This window comes from Methyloferula stellata AR4 (assembly GCF_000385335.1).
Classification (GTDB): domain Bacteria; phylum Pseudomonadota; class Alphaproteobacteria; order Rhizobiales; family Beijerinckiaceae; genus Methyloferula; species Methyloferula stellata.
This window is the reverse complement of the sequence record NZ_ARWA01000001.1, coordinates 1,355,447-1,372,687: the sequence shown is the minus strand read 5'-3', so window position 1 is coordinate 1,372,687 and position 17,241 is coordinate 1,355,447. Positions and strand designations below refer to the sequence as shown.

The window sequence follows — 17,241 nt, the reverse complement described above, 5'->3', positions numbered from 1 at the left end:
GCTCATTGCCGAAAGAGTGAGTGAACCCAAGTGGCAATTTGTCGGCTTGCTGCATCATCACAGACTCGCGGGTCGATAGCGAGATCATGATCCCGTCGCGACATCGCGCCGAAAGACCAATCGAAATAGGCTTGCGGGCAAGCCAAGTCCTCGCTCAGCCGATCCGCCACCGTAAAGCCTGCCCAACGGTGCGGAAAAAATAAGGCGTCGATTTGGTAATTCCGCAGGACGTCGAGATAATCGTCCCGTGGCACAAAACCTGTGACGAAGGCATTGCCGGCGGACATAAGTCGCAAATCATCCAATGCGTTTCCGATTACCACAACGCGTATATCCAACCGCATGTGCGCAATATATTGGATCAATGTCAGCAAGAGCCGTTCCGTTTCGAATGCGGACTTGAAGTTGAGAATGCCCAATACATTTTGCACGTCGCGCGCTGATTCTGTCGTCATCCCGCTACCGTCGGATCGAAATTCCGGCGTGGCCTCGATGCGGAATTTTTGCGCCACCGCCGCGGCCATGCGGTTGGTGACCACCGTCCGCATTCCGGTCGATCGCATCGACATTGCGATGAAAGACTCCTGCGCCGTCGCTGCCCGCATTCGCTTTGAAAAATCGTCGCTGCAGCCGGCGCAAGGCCGCCCTTCGCCGGGGCTTTGGCAGGGATGATGATAGGCGGGCGAGGCTTTTATGGGCGCCCCATCGAAGAGCAATGTTGCTTCCATGGGCTGTTCGAGGATGAAATCGACGAATTCTTTTGTGCAAGGCGCGCTGGCATCGAGTTCGATTTGCTTGATGTTCGATCGCAACAAATAGGCAGTCAAATTCGAAAATCCGTCGGGATCGCATGCGAAATCAATTACCCATCCATCGTCATCCGAGGAACGCAGGCAAAGCCCACACGGCCCCGCCTGTTGCAGATCGAGATGAAAGACGGTCTTTCCCTGAGCGTTGAGCCAGGCCGTTCGCTCCGTCTTCAGGCTCGAACCGGCGCCAAAGAGCACGATAGCTTCGTCGACTTTCTCCGGATGGGCGGAGGCCAGAAGAGCGCGCGTCTCAGCGAGAGGATCGGCCTTCATGAATGCGGCGCTTTCGGCGCTATGATCGGGAAAACGCGCCGACAGAACGCGCAGGTTGCGAACCACAAGCGCTCGTTTGGAGATCTTGAACGAAGCGCTGCCTTTATGGCCGACATAAACGTCGGCCGCGCAAACATTACGGAACCCCGCATCCCGCAATCTCAGGCAGAAGTCGACGTCTTCGTAGTAGCCGCGCCCGTAATAATCAGGCAGCCGATTCGAGACAGCCAAGGCGGCATGTTTAATATAAAGGCAAAAGCCGATGCCCGTGGGAAGGGTGATGATGGCGCCCGCGTTGGCTTTCGCCAAAGTTGCGTTGATGGCTTCAATCTCGTCGAGGCTTTTGAGGGGATTTGCCTTGAAGGCCGCCGGAACGCTTGTCAGTTCTCCATTATTCGTCAGCGGCGTGACCGTTGCGATATCACCAGCCGAATAGGCAGCCTTGTGGAGTCGTTCGACGCCGCCCTCGGGCAGAATAATATCCGAGTTGAGGAGCAAAACATCGCCGGATTCGATTTGCGCCAGCGCTCTATTGATCGAGCGGGCGAAGCCAAGATTTTCCGGGTTATCGACCACACGGAAACCGGCGTCTTGCTGCGCCTCCTGCGCAAGAGCCTGGAGCTCAACATGGCCCGGATTGTCATTGACCAATATGCAGTCGATCTTGATCGACGCCTTCTGCTTCTTCAAATGCTCCAGGCAGACTCGGGTCATGTCGACATCGTCGTAAAGCGGTACGACGACGGTACAGAGATCAGCCTCCGGCGCCTGTGCGGTACGATGGTTCACGCGCGGGGACTGGGCTTTCAGCGGCGGATCTACATGGATGAAGATGGGATGAAAGGACCCATCCGGGTCGGAGATACGAATGGAATCATGGTCGCCATCTCCGATCGCGACCGCGAAATCCCTGGCGTGGAGGCCTCCTTTCGAAAGCCGATGATGAGGATCACTCTCGATGATCAATTCCTTGGCTTGAACTTCGTCATGATCCGATAGACTGAGAGTCAGGATCATGGAATCGCTGCCACGCCAAACAGCCCATCCATTCAGCGTGTTCGATTGAGGTGAGATGTGGACGACAGCTTGATAGGCCGCTTGCCAAAACACGTTCAGCGCAGTGTCGAGGGCGGTTTCTTCCGCGCGGGGCGAGGCGATTATGTTTTGCGCGAGTTCGATCGGCTCAACCGCGAAGCCTTCCTCCAAAATGGTCTGATTGATTCTCGCGTCGGTCGGATCGAGCTCGTAGGCCCGCATAAAGTCTCGGCGCGCGGCCTCCCTGTCATCCAAAGCGCTTAGGCACAAGGCTCTGAGAACATAGTCCTGGGCGCCCGCGCGGGGAGATATGCGGCATCGCCGATCCGCGAACATGAAGGCGGCCGCCGCTTCGCGCCGCGTGAGATAATGCGCGGCAAGCCTGACCAGCGTCGTCGGATGATAATCTTTATTGGTGAACCGGTGCGCAGCCGCTTCAACGGAGAGCATGAGGCGGCAGCTTATGAAGGTATTTTCGCAAATCACCTCCCCATGCAAGGAGCCGTTTTATGTGTGAACCGGGGCTGCGCGATGCGCACAGCCCCGGTTCGGGATTGGAGTGGAAAGGTGTTCGATTAGGCGAACTCGCTTTCCAATCTGTCTATTCCGGCATGCTCAGATCCGCTCATCCCTTGTGGAATGGATCGGAAGTGCCGATGCCAGATCCGCTATGATGCTGATCTGGTTCACTTGAACCAAATCCATGGGACGATGGATTGGATGCATTCCCAGCCACGCCGCTCTGACCGAAGTCATGGTCATGGTTGCCGGTCCCGCCATCATGGGGATCCTGACCATGTTGGCTTCCATCAAATCCGCCATGCGGCAGGTGGGTGTGACCACCACCCTGAGAGTTGCCGCCCTGGTTGAGATCGGTCTCGCTGCCGTCAGACCAGTAGATCGAATTCACATCGCTCAAGGTCTCGGTCTGCGAGCTATTATCGAAGGTAATGGTCGTTACACCATGCGAGGTATGGATGTTCGCCTGATCTTCAGTGTAGCCGGTGAAGATCACCGAATTCGTACCGGCGCCGCCATCGATCGTGTCATGGCCGGAACCGTTATTCACGAAGACGGTGTCATTGCCGGCGCCGCCCTGAACGGAAGTGCTGCCCGCGCCGATTTCGTAATCAGTGGCATTGTGGTTGCCGGTGAGCGTGTCATGACCGGCCCCTGCGATGAGCGTGTCGTTCGTGCCGGAATTGGTCGTGTCGGCATAGAGCCTGTTGTTGCCTTCGGAAACGCTCAAAGTTTGATCGTCGCCGGTTCCGGCGATCAGAGTGTCATGCGCGTGCTCGGAACTGCCGCCAAACAATTGGCTCTGCCCGGAACCGCCGACGAGCAGGCTGTGACCGCCGCCGATCAGCGTATCCGACCCCTGTCCACCGAACAGATCATTATGGCCGCTTCCGGCAATCAAAAGAGCCTGACCGTCTGGCGACGTGCTGCCATATAAGGTGTCGGCGCCCGAGCCACCCATCACGGTGGAAGATCCAGATCCGGCATGAAGCTCGTGATCGCCGCCATTCGTGCCGGCGAAAAGGAAATTGTTGCCCTCGCCTCCGTAAACCGTCGAGGCAGCGGGGTCTCCGGTGAAGAAAAGGTCTCCGTGTCCGCCGACGACTGTCGTCGCCGCGTCACCTGTGAGCCGGATATCGGTCGAGGCGCCTGCCGCATAAATGACCGGATCGCCGCTCGCATCGATGCTGTTGACGCCATGGTCGTCGATGACGAGCAGATTGACGCCTGACGGCGGCGTGATGTTTCCCGCCGTATTTATGACGTCGACCGAAACCTCGGATAAACCTCTAAGCGATTCTTCGATGGCGTGTAGCGCAGAGGGCGGGACTTGACCGGCTAAGATCTGATCAAGTTGGCCTTGGGGGAGATCATAAACTGCCATTAGATAATCCTTCGTCGAGTTGCCTGTTTATGCCGACGTCGAAACCCGATCACGCGACGCACGAAAAACGCGGACGCCACTTCGCGTACGCTCGTGATTGAGTGTGGAAAGTGCACTCTTTGGCATTGCACTCTCTTCAGCCGCAGGTCCCACGGACCTGGACCGAAGAGCAATCGACTCGAGCTTGATTTTGACGCCGATGAGGGGATCAATCCCAGCACCGCTTCGAAACTCGAGATTCGCACCACTCTTGCGAATGACGGTGGTACCGAGGAAAAGCGCCTCCACGGCTAGTCGATACCTTGATGCTAAAGGACCCGTAAGCCGCACATGAAATCCGGTCAACGACCGCGCATGGCCGCGCGAGCCCGCGAATTCATGCCCAGGACGCCACGGCGTCCATTGTGCATCGCCTGCGATCAGAACGCGCTGTTCTACAAACAGACCGTCGATGAAAGAGCCGGTAAATTGAAGACCCTCGATCGGCGCGGGCGCATCCGGGCCGCCGATCCAATCGCCTAATTTCTGAAAGACATCGCCGCGCCGCGCGACATGCGCCATCAGCAACAAGTCTTCCGGCGGCACCGTGGCGGCCATCGACCTTTGCAAGGAAGGACGCGCATCGCCGTCCTGAGTCGCACTCTGCTGCACGGACACGTGATTGAGGGGCTCGATTTGCAACTTGGCTTGGAGGGAACCGCTCGCAGCATTCGCGCGAACGGTAATTTGCAGTGTGGACGGCCGTTCGGCCACGACGACCATGAGATCGCCGGCGGCCATGCAAGTGTCCGAGCAGCCTGGAGTGGCGACGAGCCGGATGGACTGCTCGCTCCCGACGGAAGGTCTTACGAAAACCAGGGGGGATCGCGGCTGCGCCGCGGAAACATATCTGAGGACGTGGAGTCCGGGCTGTACTGCGAGCGAGGATGTCCGTTCCTGGAATTGCATGATCACCCCAGCATGAACCTAACTCGAGAACTGGCAGCAGGCTATTGAGCGCGCCCTAAAGACCTTTAAAAGGTACAGGACGAATTTGAAAGAATAAACAAAAAGCATTGTCCTTTTTGTGGCAAAATACGTATTCGCAGAGAAAACAAACGTATGACTTGGCTGTATAATACCATATGCAAAACATTTGTGCACTGCATGTAACTTAATCATTTGAATTTTAAAATAAAATAAGATCTATCTAGAAGCATATAGTACCGCTTGGTACTCAATTACCCTCTTTATGTTCCCTAATAAGCACTTCTTTACTTTGTAAAGTAGCTGCAAAAATACATAATTCAGTCATATATACTATGATACCACGTCAAAATAACAGAATAGACTGTATTTTTATCGCTATCTACTGATACAGAATAGCGTGCTTATATTCATGCGGGCGAAGGCATAATATTTTCCTGCATGGATTCAATTCTTTTCAAGTTCTCCTTGGCGGCCTCGTTACCCTGTTCCGCCGCGCGCGAATACCAGGAACGGGCGGCCTCGAGATCAGGCGTGTAACCGTCAAAACCGAGTGCGTGCATGCCGGCGGCGGCAAGCTGAGCTTCGAGCATGCCTTGCTCGGCAGCCCTCTCGAACCATGTGAGAGCGGTCTTTTGATCCATCGGAGCGCCCTGTCCCTTGGAGAGCATCACCGCCAAATTATATTGCGCGAGCCGATGGCCAGACATTGCCGCTTTTTCGTACCATGTCAGCGCCTCCGCAAGATCGACGGCCACGCCGCTTCCCGTGCAATAGAGAACGGCCAGTTGAAATTGCGCCGAAGCATGGCCCTTTTCGGCGGCGCGTTTGAACCATGCAGCGCTTGCGGCATGATCCTGAGGGAGTTTGCGTCCTTCGGCATAGAGCGAACCCAAGATGACTTCTGCATCGGCCTGACCGGCCGCAGCCGCGGCCTCAAACCAGCGCACCGTTTCGGCCTGGTCGGCCGGCTCCGAGTTGCGATTCGAAAATAAAAATCCCAACTGCATATAGGCGGGCGGATGGCCTCTACCAGCCGCTTGGCGCAAAAGCGCTTCGGCCCGCGCCGGATTTGCATCAACGCCTTCGCCATTCAGATAAAGCAAAGCAAGTGCCGTCTCGGCATCGGGATCGCCAGCCTTGGCCGCGCGCGCGAACCAATAGGCCGCCGTTTTCGTGTCGCGTTCGACGCCTTCTCCGGCCAGATAAAGCCGACCGAGCTGCACTTGCGCGACCCTGATATCCGCTTCCGCAGCTTTCGCATACCAGATGGCAGCGGCAGCGCTGTCTTGGGGAACGCCCATCCCTTTGAATAGGAATACGGCATAGTTGAACGCGCCGGTATCATGCCCCTGTTCCGCGGCCCGATGAAAAAATTTGGCGGCTTCCTGCAGGCTTTTCGGCAGGCCTTCGCCACGCGCATAAAGCCTGCCTACGATGAATTGACATTGCACGTCACCCATTTCGGCACCCTTCCGGTACCAAAGTGCCGCCTCCTCCAGATTCGGCGCGATGCCTTCGCCACGGCTGTAAAATTCCGCCAAACTGATAATGGCAGGCAGATAATTTTGTTTGGCCGCTGCTCTTAGAAACGTCTCGGCACGCGGTACGTCCTGCTCTACGCCCTCGCCTCGCAAGAGGAGCAGTCCGGCGGAATGTTGCGCGCGCGCGCTCTTCTGCTCCGCCGCCTTGATAAAAAAACTGGCAGCCATCTCCGCATCGGCAGGCACGCCAACTCCGGAGAGATAAAATGTGCCGAGCGCAATGCGAGCGGGAATATCGTCGGCCTCTGCGGCTTTATGAAACCATTCGACAGCCATCGTCGCATCGCGCGGTACGCCAAGGCCATTGGCATAAAGATGACCAAGGCCCGATTGCGCTTCCGTGATATCGGCGGCGGCAGCCTGCTCAAGCCAATGGCGCGCCGCCTCATAATCGCGCGGACCGCCGAGACCGTGCATCAACATTCGGCCAAACGTCGCCATGGCTGCGAAATGGCCCGCCAGCGCCGCACCTTCGGCAAAATGCCGCGCGGTCGCGTGATCTGGTTCGACGGCGGTACCTTCCGGAAAGAGCAAAGCGTTCATGTCCGCCGCCCATTTCGCATCGGCTTCGGCGGCCGCTTGCTGCCAGCGCACCGCGGCGCTCGCCAGAGGCGTAGGCCGGTCTCCCTGAAGATAAATGAGAGCCAATTGAAATTGAGCCTCGGCATGGCCGATGTCCACGGCCTTGCGATACCAGACGACCGCATCCGGAACGCTACGGATGACTCCTTGTCCCCGCGCGTAGAGAAGCCCGATATTATAATGAGCATCCGCGCTCCCAAGCTCCGCGGCCTTTCGCCAGAACGACAAGGCTCGCGTGTGTTCTTTTCGCGATGCCGCCTGCGCTGCAATCGCACATAGCCGATCAGGCCGGGTTTCCAGTGAAAGCGGTGGCCATTGGTGCATCAACCGCTGAAACATCATCACGGCTCACGCATCGCTTCGCCCAGCCCGCGCAAGGCCGCACCGATCACGTATCGCGCGAGAGAGCGCTGCCCGACTTTGATATCGGCGCCCATCGTCATGCCGGGAATAAGACGGAAGTGGGCGGGCACGCCGACGAAATGAAACGCATCGATCGCGATACGGGCTTTGTAATAGGGATCGGCGGGCGACCCATTGTCGTCGGTCGTGAAAGCGCCCTCGCTGACCCATCTCACCTTACCCTCGGCCGTACCGTGTTCGGAGGCATTGAAGGCATCGATTTTCAGCGTGGCCGCATCGCCGGTCCGCAGGAAGCCGACGTCCCGCGTCGTTATATGCACCTCAGCTTCGACCGGTGTCCGAAGCGGCATCAGCGTCATGAGCGAATCGCCCTCCTTCAGGACGGAGCCGACGGACAGTTTGGCGACCGTCAGGACGACCGCGTCTTCCGAAGATGTCAGACGGACGAGATCTTGATGCTTCGATGCTTTCTCAAGCTGCGATAACGCGCCATCGCGCGTGTTGCGCGCCGTAACGAGTTCCTGGCTCGTCGTCGCGGCCCATTGCTGCTTAAAAACTTCTGCATCGCTGTTAAGAGACGCAAGCTGATGCTGGGACTCGATCAGGGCGTTATGGTCGTTTTCAAGGGTGCGCAGCATTTCGAGACGCTGATCGGTCGCGCCAAGCAAGTTCAAAAGGGTACCGGCCTGCCGTTCCATCAGGGTCTGGCGCATCTGCTCGATTTGCTTCGATATGTTTTCGCGTTCCGAATAGCGGCCTTCGTCGTTTTTCAGCTTTGCGATTGTCGCCTGGGTCTGATCGATCTTTTGATTATAACTCTCAATCTGAGCCTTATATTGCGCGGCGCGCTGCAAAAAGAGCTTCTGCTGAAGCGCATTGTAACGCGCGTGGGCTGGGTCGTCCTTTTGCTCGAAGTCGGGGGTCCGATTGCTGAGCTCTGCCTCGGCACGCTCGATTTGCGCATCGAGGCTCGCTATCTGCAATTTCACCTGCTGGACATCCGCGGCGGCGAAGGTTTGATCGAGCGTGGCTAATAATTGGCCGGCAACGACTCTTTGCCCCTCGCGCACATCGATGCTTTTGATGATCGAAGGGTCGAGCGCCTGAAACACGTTGACTGACTCGGTCGGGACGATCGTGCCGGATGTGCTGCTCACCACACGGTCGACAGGTACGAAGACGGAGATGATCAGACAGCTCACGATAAGTCCGGCCAGGAACCAGATCGCCAACCGCGGATGCAGCGGCACGGGCGCCTCGCGAATGGCATCCGTCTCGGACTGAAACTGCCGGAGCGTGAGATCGGCGGATTGGCTAGGCGGCACTTGGACCTCGCATAGGCTTTTCTGCCAGCGCTTCGCCGACATGGGCGTTCTGCTGATGCCAAAGGCCACTGTAAATATCGCAGCGGTCAAGCAGCTCGTGATGACGCCCGATGTCGTGAACCTCGCCTCTATCGAGTACGAGGATCGCATCCGCGGCGATCAGAGACGACAAACGATGCGAAATGATGATCATCGTGCGGCCGCTGGCGATTCGCTTGATATTGGCGTTTACGATCGCTTCGCTCTCCGCGTCGAGCGCGCTTGTCGCCTCATCGAGAATAAGAATCTTCGGATCGGTGATCAGTGCGCGCGCGATCGCGAGACGTTGCCGCTGGCCACCCGAAAGATTGGGCGAACCTTCGTAAATGAAGGTTTCATAGCCGCGCGGAAGCTTGTCGATAAATTCCTCGGCCCCCGCGAGCCGCGCGGCATAGACCATCTCATCGAAAGAGGCATTGCTTTTGGCCGCCGTAATATTATCGCGAATGGTGCCGCTGAACAGAAAGTTCTCCTGCAAGACGACACCAAGGCTCCCACGCAGGTGATCGACATCATATTCGCGTACGTCGATACCATCGATCTTGATTAAGCCTTGATAATCGGAATGGAGCCGTTGCAGCAGCCGCGTGATCGTCGTCTTTCCGGAACCGCTGCGGCCCATGACGCCAAGCGTCGTCCCTTGCGGTACTTCAAACGACACCGCCCGCAGCGCGGGATTTAGGCTGCCTTTATATTTGAATCTCACATTCGAAAATTCGACCTGCCCCTTAAGCGGTGCAAGAACACCGTGACCGGAACGCCCTTCTTCCTCCGGCTGGTTGACGAGATCCGCCACGACGCCCACGGCGGTTTGCGCCTCGTCATATTGTTGCACCAGATGCGCCATCTGCATCAGCGGCGCTGCGATTCTCTGGCTCAGCATCAGGAAGGCGAATAATGTTCCGATATAGACGGGATCATTCGACGTGATCGCGAAATAGACCCCGAGCGCGAATGTGCCGCTGACCATCAGCCGTTCCATCGGCCGCACGCCCGACTCGATGAGGTTACCGAGAGTGCCTTCCGCCAGACGCGCCTTCGAGACGCGCGCGGTCAGCACATCCCACTGATGCCGCTGGCGTGAATCGAGCGCGAGCGATTTGACGGTCCGAATTCCATAAATATTTTGCGAAAGAAACGCGCCGCGAGCGGCCTCGGCACTCTCAACGGCCGATGAGCGGCGCCGGTAAGCGGGCAGCATGACGATCAGCCATGCCGCGATGATGGCACAAACGCCTAAGATGATGGCGGTCAGCACCGGGCTGAAATAGAACATTACCGGCAGGAAAAAGAGAAGGACACCCGAATCGAGGACGGTGCCGAACAGCTGTCCCGTGAGGAAGGTGCGGATGCGCGAAATCTGCGCCATTTTATAAGTGATCAGACCGGCCGGTGTGCTTTCGAAAAAATCGACCGGCAGGTTCAACACTTTGTCGAACATATAAGTCGATAGCCTGATGTCGACCTTGGTTGTGAGATGCAGGAGCAAATAACGCCGCAAGGCGAAGAAAGCCGTCTCGAATGCGATCAGCACCGCCATGACCAGACACAGAATGGCAAATGTGTTCATCGCGTGGAAAGGAACAACCCGGTCCGACATGAGTCGCCAGAACATGATCGGACTGAGCGCTAAGAGGCTGAGTGCCAGAGCTGCAATGACGATATCGACGACGAGGTGCCGCTCTCGGAATACCAGCGTCGCAATAAAACTGAGGCTGAACGGTTTGGTCTCATCCTCGATTTCGTAATTGCGCTTTATGAGAATGACATCACCGGACCAGACCGCCTCAAATCGCAGCCGGTCGAGAGTCAAGGTCGTATCGGCATCGGTCTTCGGGTCAACCAATACCACCTGCGGAATAGGCGAGTCGAAATCCACACGCAGCAAAACGAGATAGCTGCCATTGGTGAGCCGCACCTGCGCCGGAAGCGCCTTCTTGATTTTGCCAAGCGACTCCCATTTGAGCGTGATGGCTTTTGCAACCAAGCCGACACTTTGCGCGCTCTTCAATGATTCAACAGGCGAAAGTTCGCCGCCTGTCAAAAGGTTGGCGCGGGTCAGTTGCTCTGCCGTCAAGTGGAGGCCGTGATGACGGCCGATGTAGATAAGGCAGCTCAGCGCAGATGGAACGCCGATTTTCGATTCCATGCTTGCGCTCCTTAGAGTCGTGTGACGCGATTAGAAACGAGATCCATTGAGCAGCATCTTATTAATATCGCATTGCAGGTCTGCTTTCAAGATATCGACGCTTGTTCCGTTGATCGAGGCTTTGCATTAATTGGCATGAAATATGAGTCGCTACATATGCATCGTTACAATTCTAGAGATGACAAATGCGAGCGTTGCATGCCGATGCAAAACGAATGCAAGCGATGCTTGTGAACAGACTCACGATGACAAGAATGGCTCCGCCAAGTTATAAGCGTGCAATCGGACTCTGTTATTGTAGGCATCAGATACCGTCAGCACTCGAAGGCGGCGCAAAGCAAATTCAGGGAACACAGCATGCATGGCCGGCTTAACAATTGGCGCCATGCGCACGTGCCTACAATGCGGCGCATATGAAAGGCCGTAGCGTTTATCCTCTGAAATCATAGGCGTGTCACCGACGCGACCGATTCCGGAACGTAAGTTTTTGGGGCCATTGCCGTGAACACGAACAGCCTTCAGTTCCTTGCGTTGTCGATTGCGCGAATGGAACATAAGCTCAATGAAAACATCCGGCTTAAGCAGGATTATCTGAGATTAAGGCTCGAGGAATTCGACCGTTCAGAGACAGAATTTTGGCGAGATACGAACATCAACATTTTATCCGGCTTTGAACCGGAGATTTTGCTTCGAATTTCACTGATACAATCAAGCGGCTTATTTGATGAAGCCTATTACAGGACGCAATTCGACGATCGATTCACATTTAATATGAATCCGCTTCTTCACTATGTGACGCGGGGCTGGACCGAATTCAAAAATCCAAATCCGTTATTTTCCATACGATATTACCTCACCCGATACGCGGACGTGAAAGCGGCGGGCATCGAGCCGCTCAGTCACTACATCGAATGCGGATCGTCGGAGATGCGCGATCCGCATCCATTGTTTTTAAATTACCACTATGCGTCACAACGGCGCAAAGTTCGGATCGATGGCACGACCTGGCTCAAACAATTCATCGACACGGAAGCCTCGGACACGAATGACAAACGCATAAGTCCGACGCCGCTGTTCGATCTCGAATGGTATAATGCTCAGGTTGGAAAAAAATTTTCGAGCTGCATAAGCGCATACCGTCATTATCTGTCGGAGCCGGATGCGAACATAGATTTTTCGCCTCTTTTCAAAAACAGCTTCTATCGGAAGCAAATCGGCACAAAGACCTCCGGGCTCGACGCCTACAGCCATTACGTGCTTTTCGGCGTTCCGAATCGCGTCGATCCGCATCCTTTCTTTGACGTCAGCCACTATCGAGGCCTCGCCACCGACTGCCCGTCTGATCTCGACCCGCTGATTCATTTTCTTTGGAAAGGGGCACGCAAGGGTCTTAGCCCCCATCACATGTTCTCTCCGTCCTTTTACGCGGAGAGGCATACCGCGAAGGATGGACCGGGCCGCGCTTTTTGGCATTTCGTTACAGAAGGGTCACAAAAGGGATATGACCCCCATCCAGCGATCCATTTACCCGAAGTCCTTTCTTTAATTCCCGAAGAGGACCGCGCGCCCGCGCTGTCAAAATGCGAGCGGCTGTTCATCGAAGGTCTGCCGGCTACCGACGGCCATGATCTTTTGGCCTTATTGGGCAAGCAAGAGGATCAACAAGAGCCCTCGCGGTTTTTGTCATCGGCCGTCATGCGAAGCCGCGTGAACACGCCGGAGGCGAAAGATCAAATCCAGGAATTTTCCGGACGGGTTCACGCGCAAAAGGATTGGCCGAACATACTCATCGTCGCACATTTCGTCGGCGAGCATTATTTCGGCAGCGAGCGCAGCTTTCTCGACATGTTGGATGCGGCCGGCGCTCTGCCTGCGAATGTCATTGTCGTTCTTCCGAAAAACGTTCCCTCTTACACGAATGTCGTTCGCGAGCGGTGCAAGCGCGTCTTTGCATTCCGCTATGATTGGTGGCGCGCGAATCAGGACATCGATCCGGGGGTCGTTGCCACGTTCCGCCAGATCATTCAAGATGAAGACATTGCCATTGTTCACGTCAACACGATCATGCTGCGGGAATGCGCGATTGCCGCCCGCGAGCTGTCGATTCCGGTCGTCGTCCATATCAGAGAATTGATCGCTCACGATCAAGCGCTCTGCGACATCATTGGGACGCAGCCGCAGCAGATCGTCAGCGACGTCTGCGAACGCGCCGATTGGCTTATCGGTAATTCGCATGCAACCGCCAAAGCCTATGACAAGCCCGGGCGTATTTTCGTCATTCCCAATACGATCGATTGGGAAAGCATGTCGAAGATCCCGCGACCCGATGGCGAAAGGCTGCGGTTTGGCCTGATCAGCAGCAACATCCCGAAAAAAGGCGTGTTGGACTTCGTCGCTTTGGCCCGGCTCTGCCAGAAGCAAAACATCGAAGCCGAATTCGTCCTTATCGGACCATCGACCGCTCTGGTCGAAGATCTGCGATCCGGTCGAAGCAAGGAGGAGGTTCCTCAGAACCTTATTTTTGCCGGCTATGCCGAGAGCCCGTCGATCGCCATCGCTCAAGTCGACGTCGTGATGAACCTCTCCCATTTCGCAGAATCGTTTGGCCGGACGATCCTGGAAGCCATGGCGGCCACGCGGCCGGTCATTGCCTACGAATGGGGGGCATTGGTCGAGCTTATAGAGCCGGACCGGACCGGCTTCCTGATACCGTATAAGGATCCTGCCGCGGCAGTTCCTCATGTCAAAGGACTGTGCGAAAACCGCCAATTGGTGGATGAACTTGGCAGAGCGGGCCAAGCAAGGGCGCGCAAATATGACCTCAACAGTTTCAAGCAGCTCGTTGCGAGCGCGTATCGGGATATTCTCGCAGATCGCCCGAAGGCATCGGACGCATCGCCTGTTGAACCAATAGTACTCAGAGCCCGCACTTGGCCGAGGGAACGCGCGGAAGAGCCGCTACGGCTCGCTTATTTTTGCTGGCATTTCCCGGTCCCCTCCGAAACCTTCGTGCTGAGCGAGCTGGAAGCCCTCAAGCAGAGGGGCATAGATGTCATCGTCTTTTGCCGTCAAAGCCCGCACAAGACGTTCAAGCCGGATTTCGACATCGAGTTCAAGCAAATCGTCTCCGTCGAAGATCTCGCTGAAAAGCTGATCGCGACGCGCCGCACGATGGTGCATGCGCATTTCGTCTTTCCGACGGTCACCAATATGGTCTGGCCGGCCTGCGAGCGGGCGAATGTGCCTTTTACCTTCATTGCTCATGCGCAAGACATCTTCGTTTATAAAAACGATGAGCAAGCCAGATTGGCGGAGATCGGCGCGTCGAAACTTTGTCTCCGACTCTTCACCCTTTCCCAGTTTCATTACGATTATATTCTGGCGCGGAATTTTCCGCGGGAAAAACTCGTCATCAATCCGAATGCCGTCTCATCGAGAAAGTTCGGTGAGCGCGCCGGACGCGAAAGAGCGAATGGTCCCAAAAAAGCCATCGCGATTCATCGTTTCGTCGAAAAAAAGGGCCTGCATCTTCTGATTAAGGCGGCCTCGCTTCTGACCGACCTCGATCTTATCGTCGAGATCTACGGTTATGGCGATATGGAAGCGGAATACCATGCCATCATAGCCGACCTGAAACTGACCAATGTGATCCTTAAAGGACCGCTTCCGCATGACGAAGTGCCGGAGGTCATAAGCACCGCCGATCTCTTCGTATCTCCCTGCGTGCGGACGGCGACCGGGGACATGGACGGGATTCCGACCTCGGTGGTTGAAAGCATGATGGCCGGTATTCCCGTGCTCACCACGCCTATCGCAGGCATTCCGGATCTGATCGTCGACGAAGTGACGGGTCTTATTTGCGAGCCAAACCCGGCAAGCGTCGCAGCAGCGATTCGGCGTTTCTTCGATTTGAGTTCCTTGAAGCTGCGGGCCATCGTGCAGGAAGCCAAAAAGCGCGCGGGACAGCAACATGACGTTTCGCAGCTTGTCGATGTTTTGCTGAGAGTCTGGCAGCAGACGCCGATAGACGTCGTCGTCGTCAGTTGGAACAATCTGAAGGAATTGCGGCTCGTCCTCGACCGTATTTTGGCCTATACGGCCCTGCCGCTCCATTTGATCGTTTGCGACAACCGCAGCCGCAAAGAACCAGTACCCGCGTTTCTGGATCAGATCTGGGCGCAGGACGACCGCATCACTGTCGTTCATAACCGCAACAATGCAATGGTCGGACCCGGAACGAATCTTGCCGCGATACAAGGCAAAGGCGACACGATCATCTATGTCTGCGGCAAGGAAGGCATGAGCTTCAAGAGCGGCTGGGAACTGCCCTTCGTTCGCGCCTTCGAGAAAGACGAGAAGATCGGACTGGTCGGCACGATCGGATATTCGCCGAGCTATATGACAGGCGCCCAATATCCAACCGGCATCCGGCTTTTTGAGCATTTTCGGAATAAGGACTTCGCTGCCAAAAACCCGGATCGCGTTTTTGGCCATATCCAAGGTGGCCTTTTCGCATTTCGCCGCAGAATGTTTGAAGAGATCGGCGGGTTCAGCGAGGCCGTACCGCACGACTACACAGACGTGGAATATAGTTTCTACGCCGAAAGCATGGGCTGGAAATTCGCTGAAGCCGAAGGGGTTCTCGCCCTCTTCAACAAGACGCGGCCCAGCCTCTCTCAACGCTTTGATGAAAACGTCATCGTGGCGCATCCCGTCTTGCCTGAGCAGATCGCAACTTTCGAAGCCGTCCGGACCGGCAAACTCATGCATTGCAATATCTGCGACTGGTATGGCCCCGCCTTTTCAGAAGACTCCGGCTGCCACTGCCCGCAATGTCTCGCAAGCGCCATGGACCGCACGCTCTATCGCTGGATGAGCGAAACGCATTACATGTTCCGCCGGCTTGTCGCGCTCTCCGTCGGTCTTACCAACAAGATGGAGAAAGTATGGAACGAGCAATTCCAGGGCCCGAAGCTTTCGCTCGATGCGTTTCTGGCGGAACTCGCGGCCAAGGGGAAGCTGCCCAACCGGCCCGGCGTTTCCCAACTGGCATTCGCGCGAATGCCGGCTTCCTCATCCGACAAGCTTGAGATGATCGCGAAAGAACTCGCGCGCCTTCTCGCGCCCGGCGCGCCTGCCATCTTTCAGGCAACGATTGACGCCGCCGATGCCTGGGACTCTTGGCATGGGGAGCTGACGGCGATCATGCGCGACAAGGGCTTCAGGTTCGAACGCGATATCCGTTATTCGAGCAAAGCGGTTGGCTTGGATTACCGTCCATTATGCAAATTCGTCAGAGCGTGAGCCCTTCAACGGCCGGGAGATCGGTCATCCGGTTCAGCGTCGCAGAGGCAGCGACATCCGCGGGAGATTGCCTATGACTGTTCCGATATGTCCCATTTGCTCCGGTACGGAATTTCGCGAATTCAGGGGCCGGGAAAATGCCTGGTGCGTCGGCTGTCACTCCTTGGAGAGAACGAGGTACATTTGGCTATATCTGACGAAGCTGAACATTTTGAGCAAAAGCAGCGTCGTTTTCCATTTCGGCCCCGAGAAGGGAGTGTCGAATAAAATAGCCGAGATCGTCGACGCCCATAACTATTACCCGCTGGATTTATTCCCTCAGACCTATTCGGGCAATCAGGTCCTTCCGTATAAATTCGATATTTGCAACGACATCGCGCACGAGCCGGATTCAAGCGTCGATCTGCTCATTGCCAACCATATTTTGGAGCACCTCCCGGTCTCGGTCGATTGGGTGATTGCCGAGTTCGCGAGATTATTGAAACCTGGCGGAAGCATGATTCTGTCGGTTCCGATGACATCCAATCCTGCCACGGTTGAAGATTTATCCGATCTTCCAAAGAATGAACGCATCAAGCGTTTTGGTCAGGAAGACCATTGGCGCGTCTTTGGCTGGCGGGAGTTCCCGGCGATGCTGGAACGCGTTCTCGCCGCAGAAACGATCGTGCGGCGCGATGAGCACTTTACGGATAGCGATCTTCATCGCGCCGCGATCCCGATAGAAACTGTCGGGCATCCGACGTCGAATACGCTCTTTCACTTCGTCAGGAACGAGCGGACCTCAAGGCGTTTCGAGCGGAGCACTGACGGCCGCCTCGTAAGGCTGAGGGCCTAACTGCCCGGCTAAAGATGCCGAGGTTCTGCAACCGCCAAGATCGCATCGGCCGGCATTGTCAAAATTGAACCGGTTTTGCCTGCTTTCGATAAGTTTCCTGCTTCACCATTGAGG

Annotated in this window: 9 protein-coding genes; 2 read left to right on the top strand and 7 right to left on the bottom strand. The window is 56.0% G+C overall.

All coding sequences use genetic code 11. The annotated features are described in order from the left end of the window. Nucleotides 1-2: 2 nt before the first annotated feature. From A3OQ_RS23435 to A3OQ_RS24670, 7 genes are all read right to left on the bottom strand, one after another. Nucleotides 3-2,567 carry a glycosyltransferase family 2 protein gene (locus A3OQ_RS23435; RefSeq protein ID WP_020174608.1) on the bottom strand — a complete coding sequence of 855 codons (2,565 nt, stop codon included), beginning with the start codon at nucleotides 2,565-2,567 and terminating at the stop codon, nucleotides 3-5. A gap of 175 nt (nucleotides 2,568-2,742) precedes the next feature. After that, nucleotides 2,743-4,020 carry a calcium-binding protein gene (locus A3OQ_RS0106740; RefSeq protein ID WP_020174607.1) on the bottom strand — a complete coding sequence of 426 codons (1,278 nt, stop codon included), beginning with the start codon at nucleotides 4,018-4,020 and terminating at the stop codon, nucleotides 2,743-2,745. Nucleotides 4,021-4,047: 27 nt separating this feature from the next. Next, a complete protein-coding gene (locus tag A3OQ_RS0106735; protein WP_020174606.1) occupies nucleotides 4,048-4,800 on the bottom strand; it encodes a hypothetical protein in 753 nt (250 codons plus the stop codon). A gap of 596 nt (nucleotides 4,801-5,396) precedes the next feature. Beyond that, nucleotides 5,397-7,340, bottom strand: coding sequence for an SEL1-like repeat protein (locus A3OQ_RS0106730; protein ID WP_020174605.1), 1,944 nt, complete (start codon nucleotides 7,338-7,340; stop codon nucleotides 5,397-5,399). A gap of 113 nt (nucleotides 7,341-7,453) precedes the next feature. Then, complete coding sequence (locus A3OQ_RS0106725) at nucleotides 7,454-8,842, bottom strand: HlyD family type I secretion periplasmic adaptor subunit (protein ID WP_020174604.1); 1,389 nt, start codon at nucleotides 8,840-8,842, stop codon at nucleotides 7,454-7,456. Next, on the bottom strand, nucleotides 8,790-10,988 hold the full coding sequence (locus A3OQ_RS0106720; RefSeq protein WP_020174603.1) for a peptidase domain-containing ABC transporter: 2,199 nt from the start codon (nucleotides 10,986-10,988) through the stop codon (nucleotides 8,790-8,792). Before A3OQ_RS0106720 ends, A3OQ_RS0106725 begins: the two co-directional genes overlap by 53 nt. A gap of 969 nt (nucleotides 10,989-11,957) precedes the next feature. Beyond that, the gene (locus A3OQ_RS24670; RefSeq protein WP_161607313.1) at nucleotides 11,958-12,389 is read right to left on the bottom strand and encodes a hypothetical protein; all 432 of its coding nucleotides are present in this window, start codon (nucleotides 12,387-12,389) and stop codon (nucleotides 11,958-11,960) included. 306 nt (nucleotides 12,390-12,695) lie between these two features. On the opposite strand from A3OQ_RS24670, the gene A3OQ_RS23430 reads away from it, so the two are divergent. Both A3OQ_RS23430 and A3OQ_RS0106710 read left to right on the top strand, forming a co-directional pair. Further along, nucleotides 12,696-16,292: a glycosyltransferase gene (locus tag A3OQ_RS23430; protein WP_161607312.1), complete on the top strand. Its 3,597-nt coding sequence runs from the start codon at nucleotides 12,696-12,698 to the stop codon at nucleotides 16,290-16,292. A gap of 73 nt (nucleotides 16,293-16,365) precedes the next feature. Continuing rightward, nucleotides 16,366-17,127, top strand: a complete 762-nt coding sequence (locus A3OQ_RS0106710) for a class I SAM-dependent methyltransferase (RefSeq protein ID WP_083931520.1) — start codon at nucleotides 16,366-16,368, stop codon at nucleotides 17,125-17,127. Nucleotides 17,128-17,241 lie beyond the last annotated feature (114 nt).

Bases quoted from the DNA above. Each gene is read 5' to 3' on its own strand.
- A3OQ_RS23435 (WP_020174608.1), bottom strand. From the start codon at position 2,567: ATGCTCTCCGTTGAAGCGGCTGCGCACCGGTTCACCAATAAAGATTAT.
- A3OQ_RS0106740 (WP_020174607.1), bottom strand. From the start codon at position 4,020: ATGGCAGTTTATGATCTCCCCCAAGGCCAACTTGATCAGATCTTAGCC.
- A3OQ_RS0106735 (WP_020174606.1), bottom strand. From the start codon at position 4,800: ATGGCCGCCGGCGATCTCATGGTCGTCGTGGCCGAACGGCCGTCCACA.
- A3OQ_RS0106725 (WP_020174604.1), bottom strand. From the start codon at position 8,842: ATGTCGGCGAAGCGCTGGCAGAAAAGCCTATGCGAGGTCCAAGTGCCG.
- A3OQ_RS0106720 (WP_020174603.1), bottom strand. From the start codon at position 10,988: ATGGAATCGAAAATCGGCGTTCCATCTGCGCTGAGCTGCCTTATCTAC.
- A3OQ_RS24670 (WP_161607313.1), bottom strand. From the start codon at position 12,389: ATGGGGGCTAAGACCCTTGCGTGCCCCTTTCCAAAGAAAATGAATCAG.
- A3OQ_RS0106710 (WP_083931520.1), top strand. From the start codon at position 16,366: ATGACTGTTCCGATATGTCCCATTTGCTCCGGTACGGAATTTCGCGAA.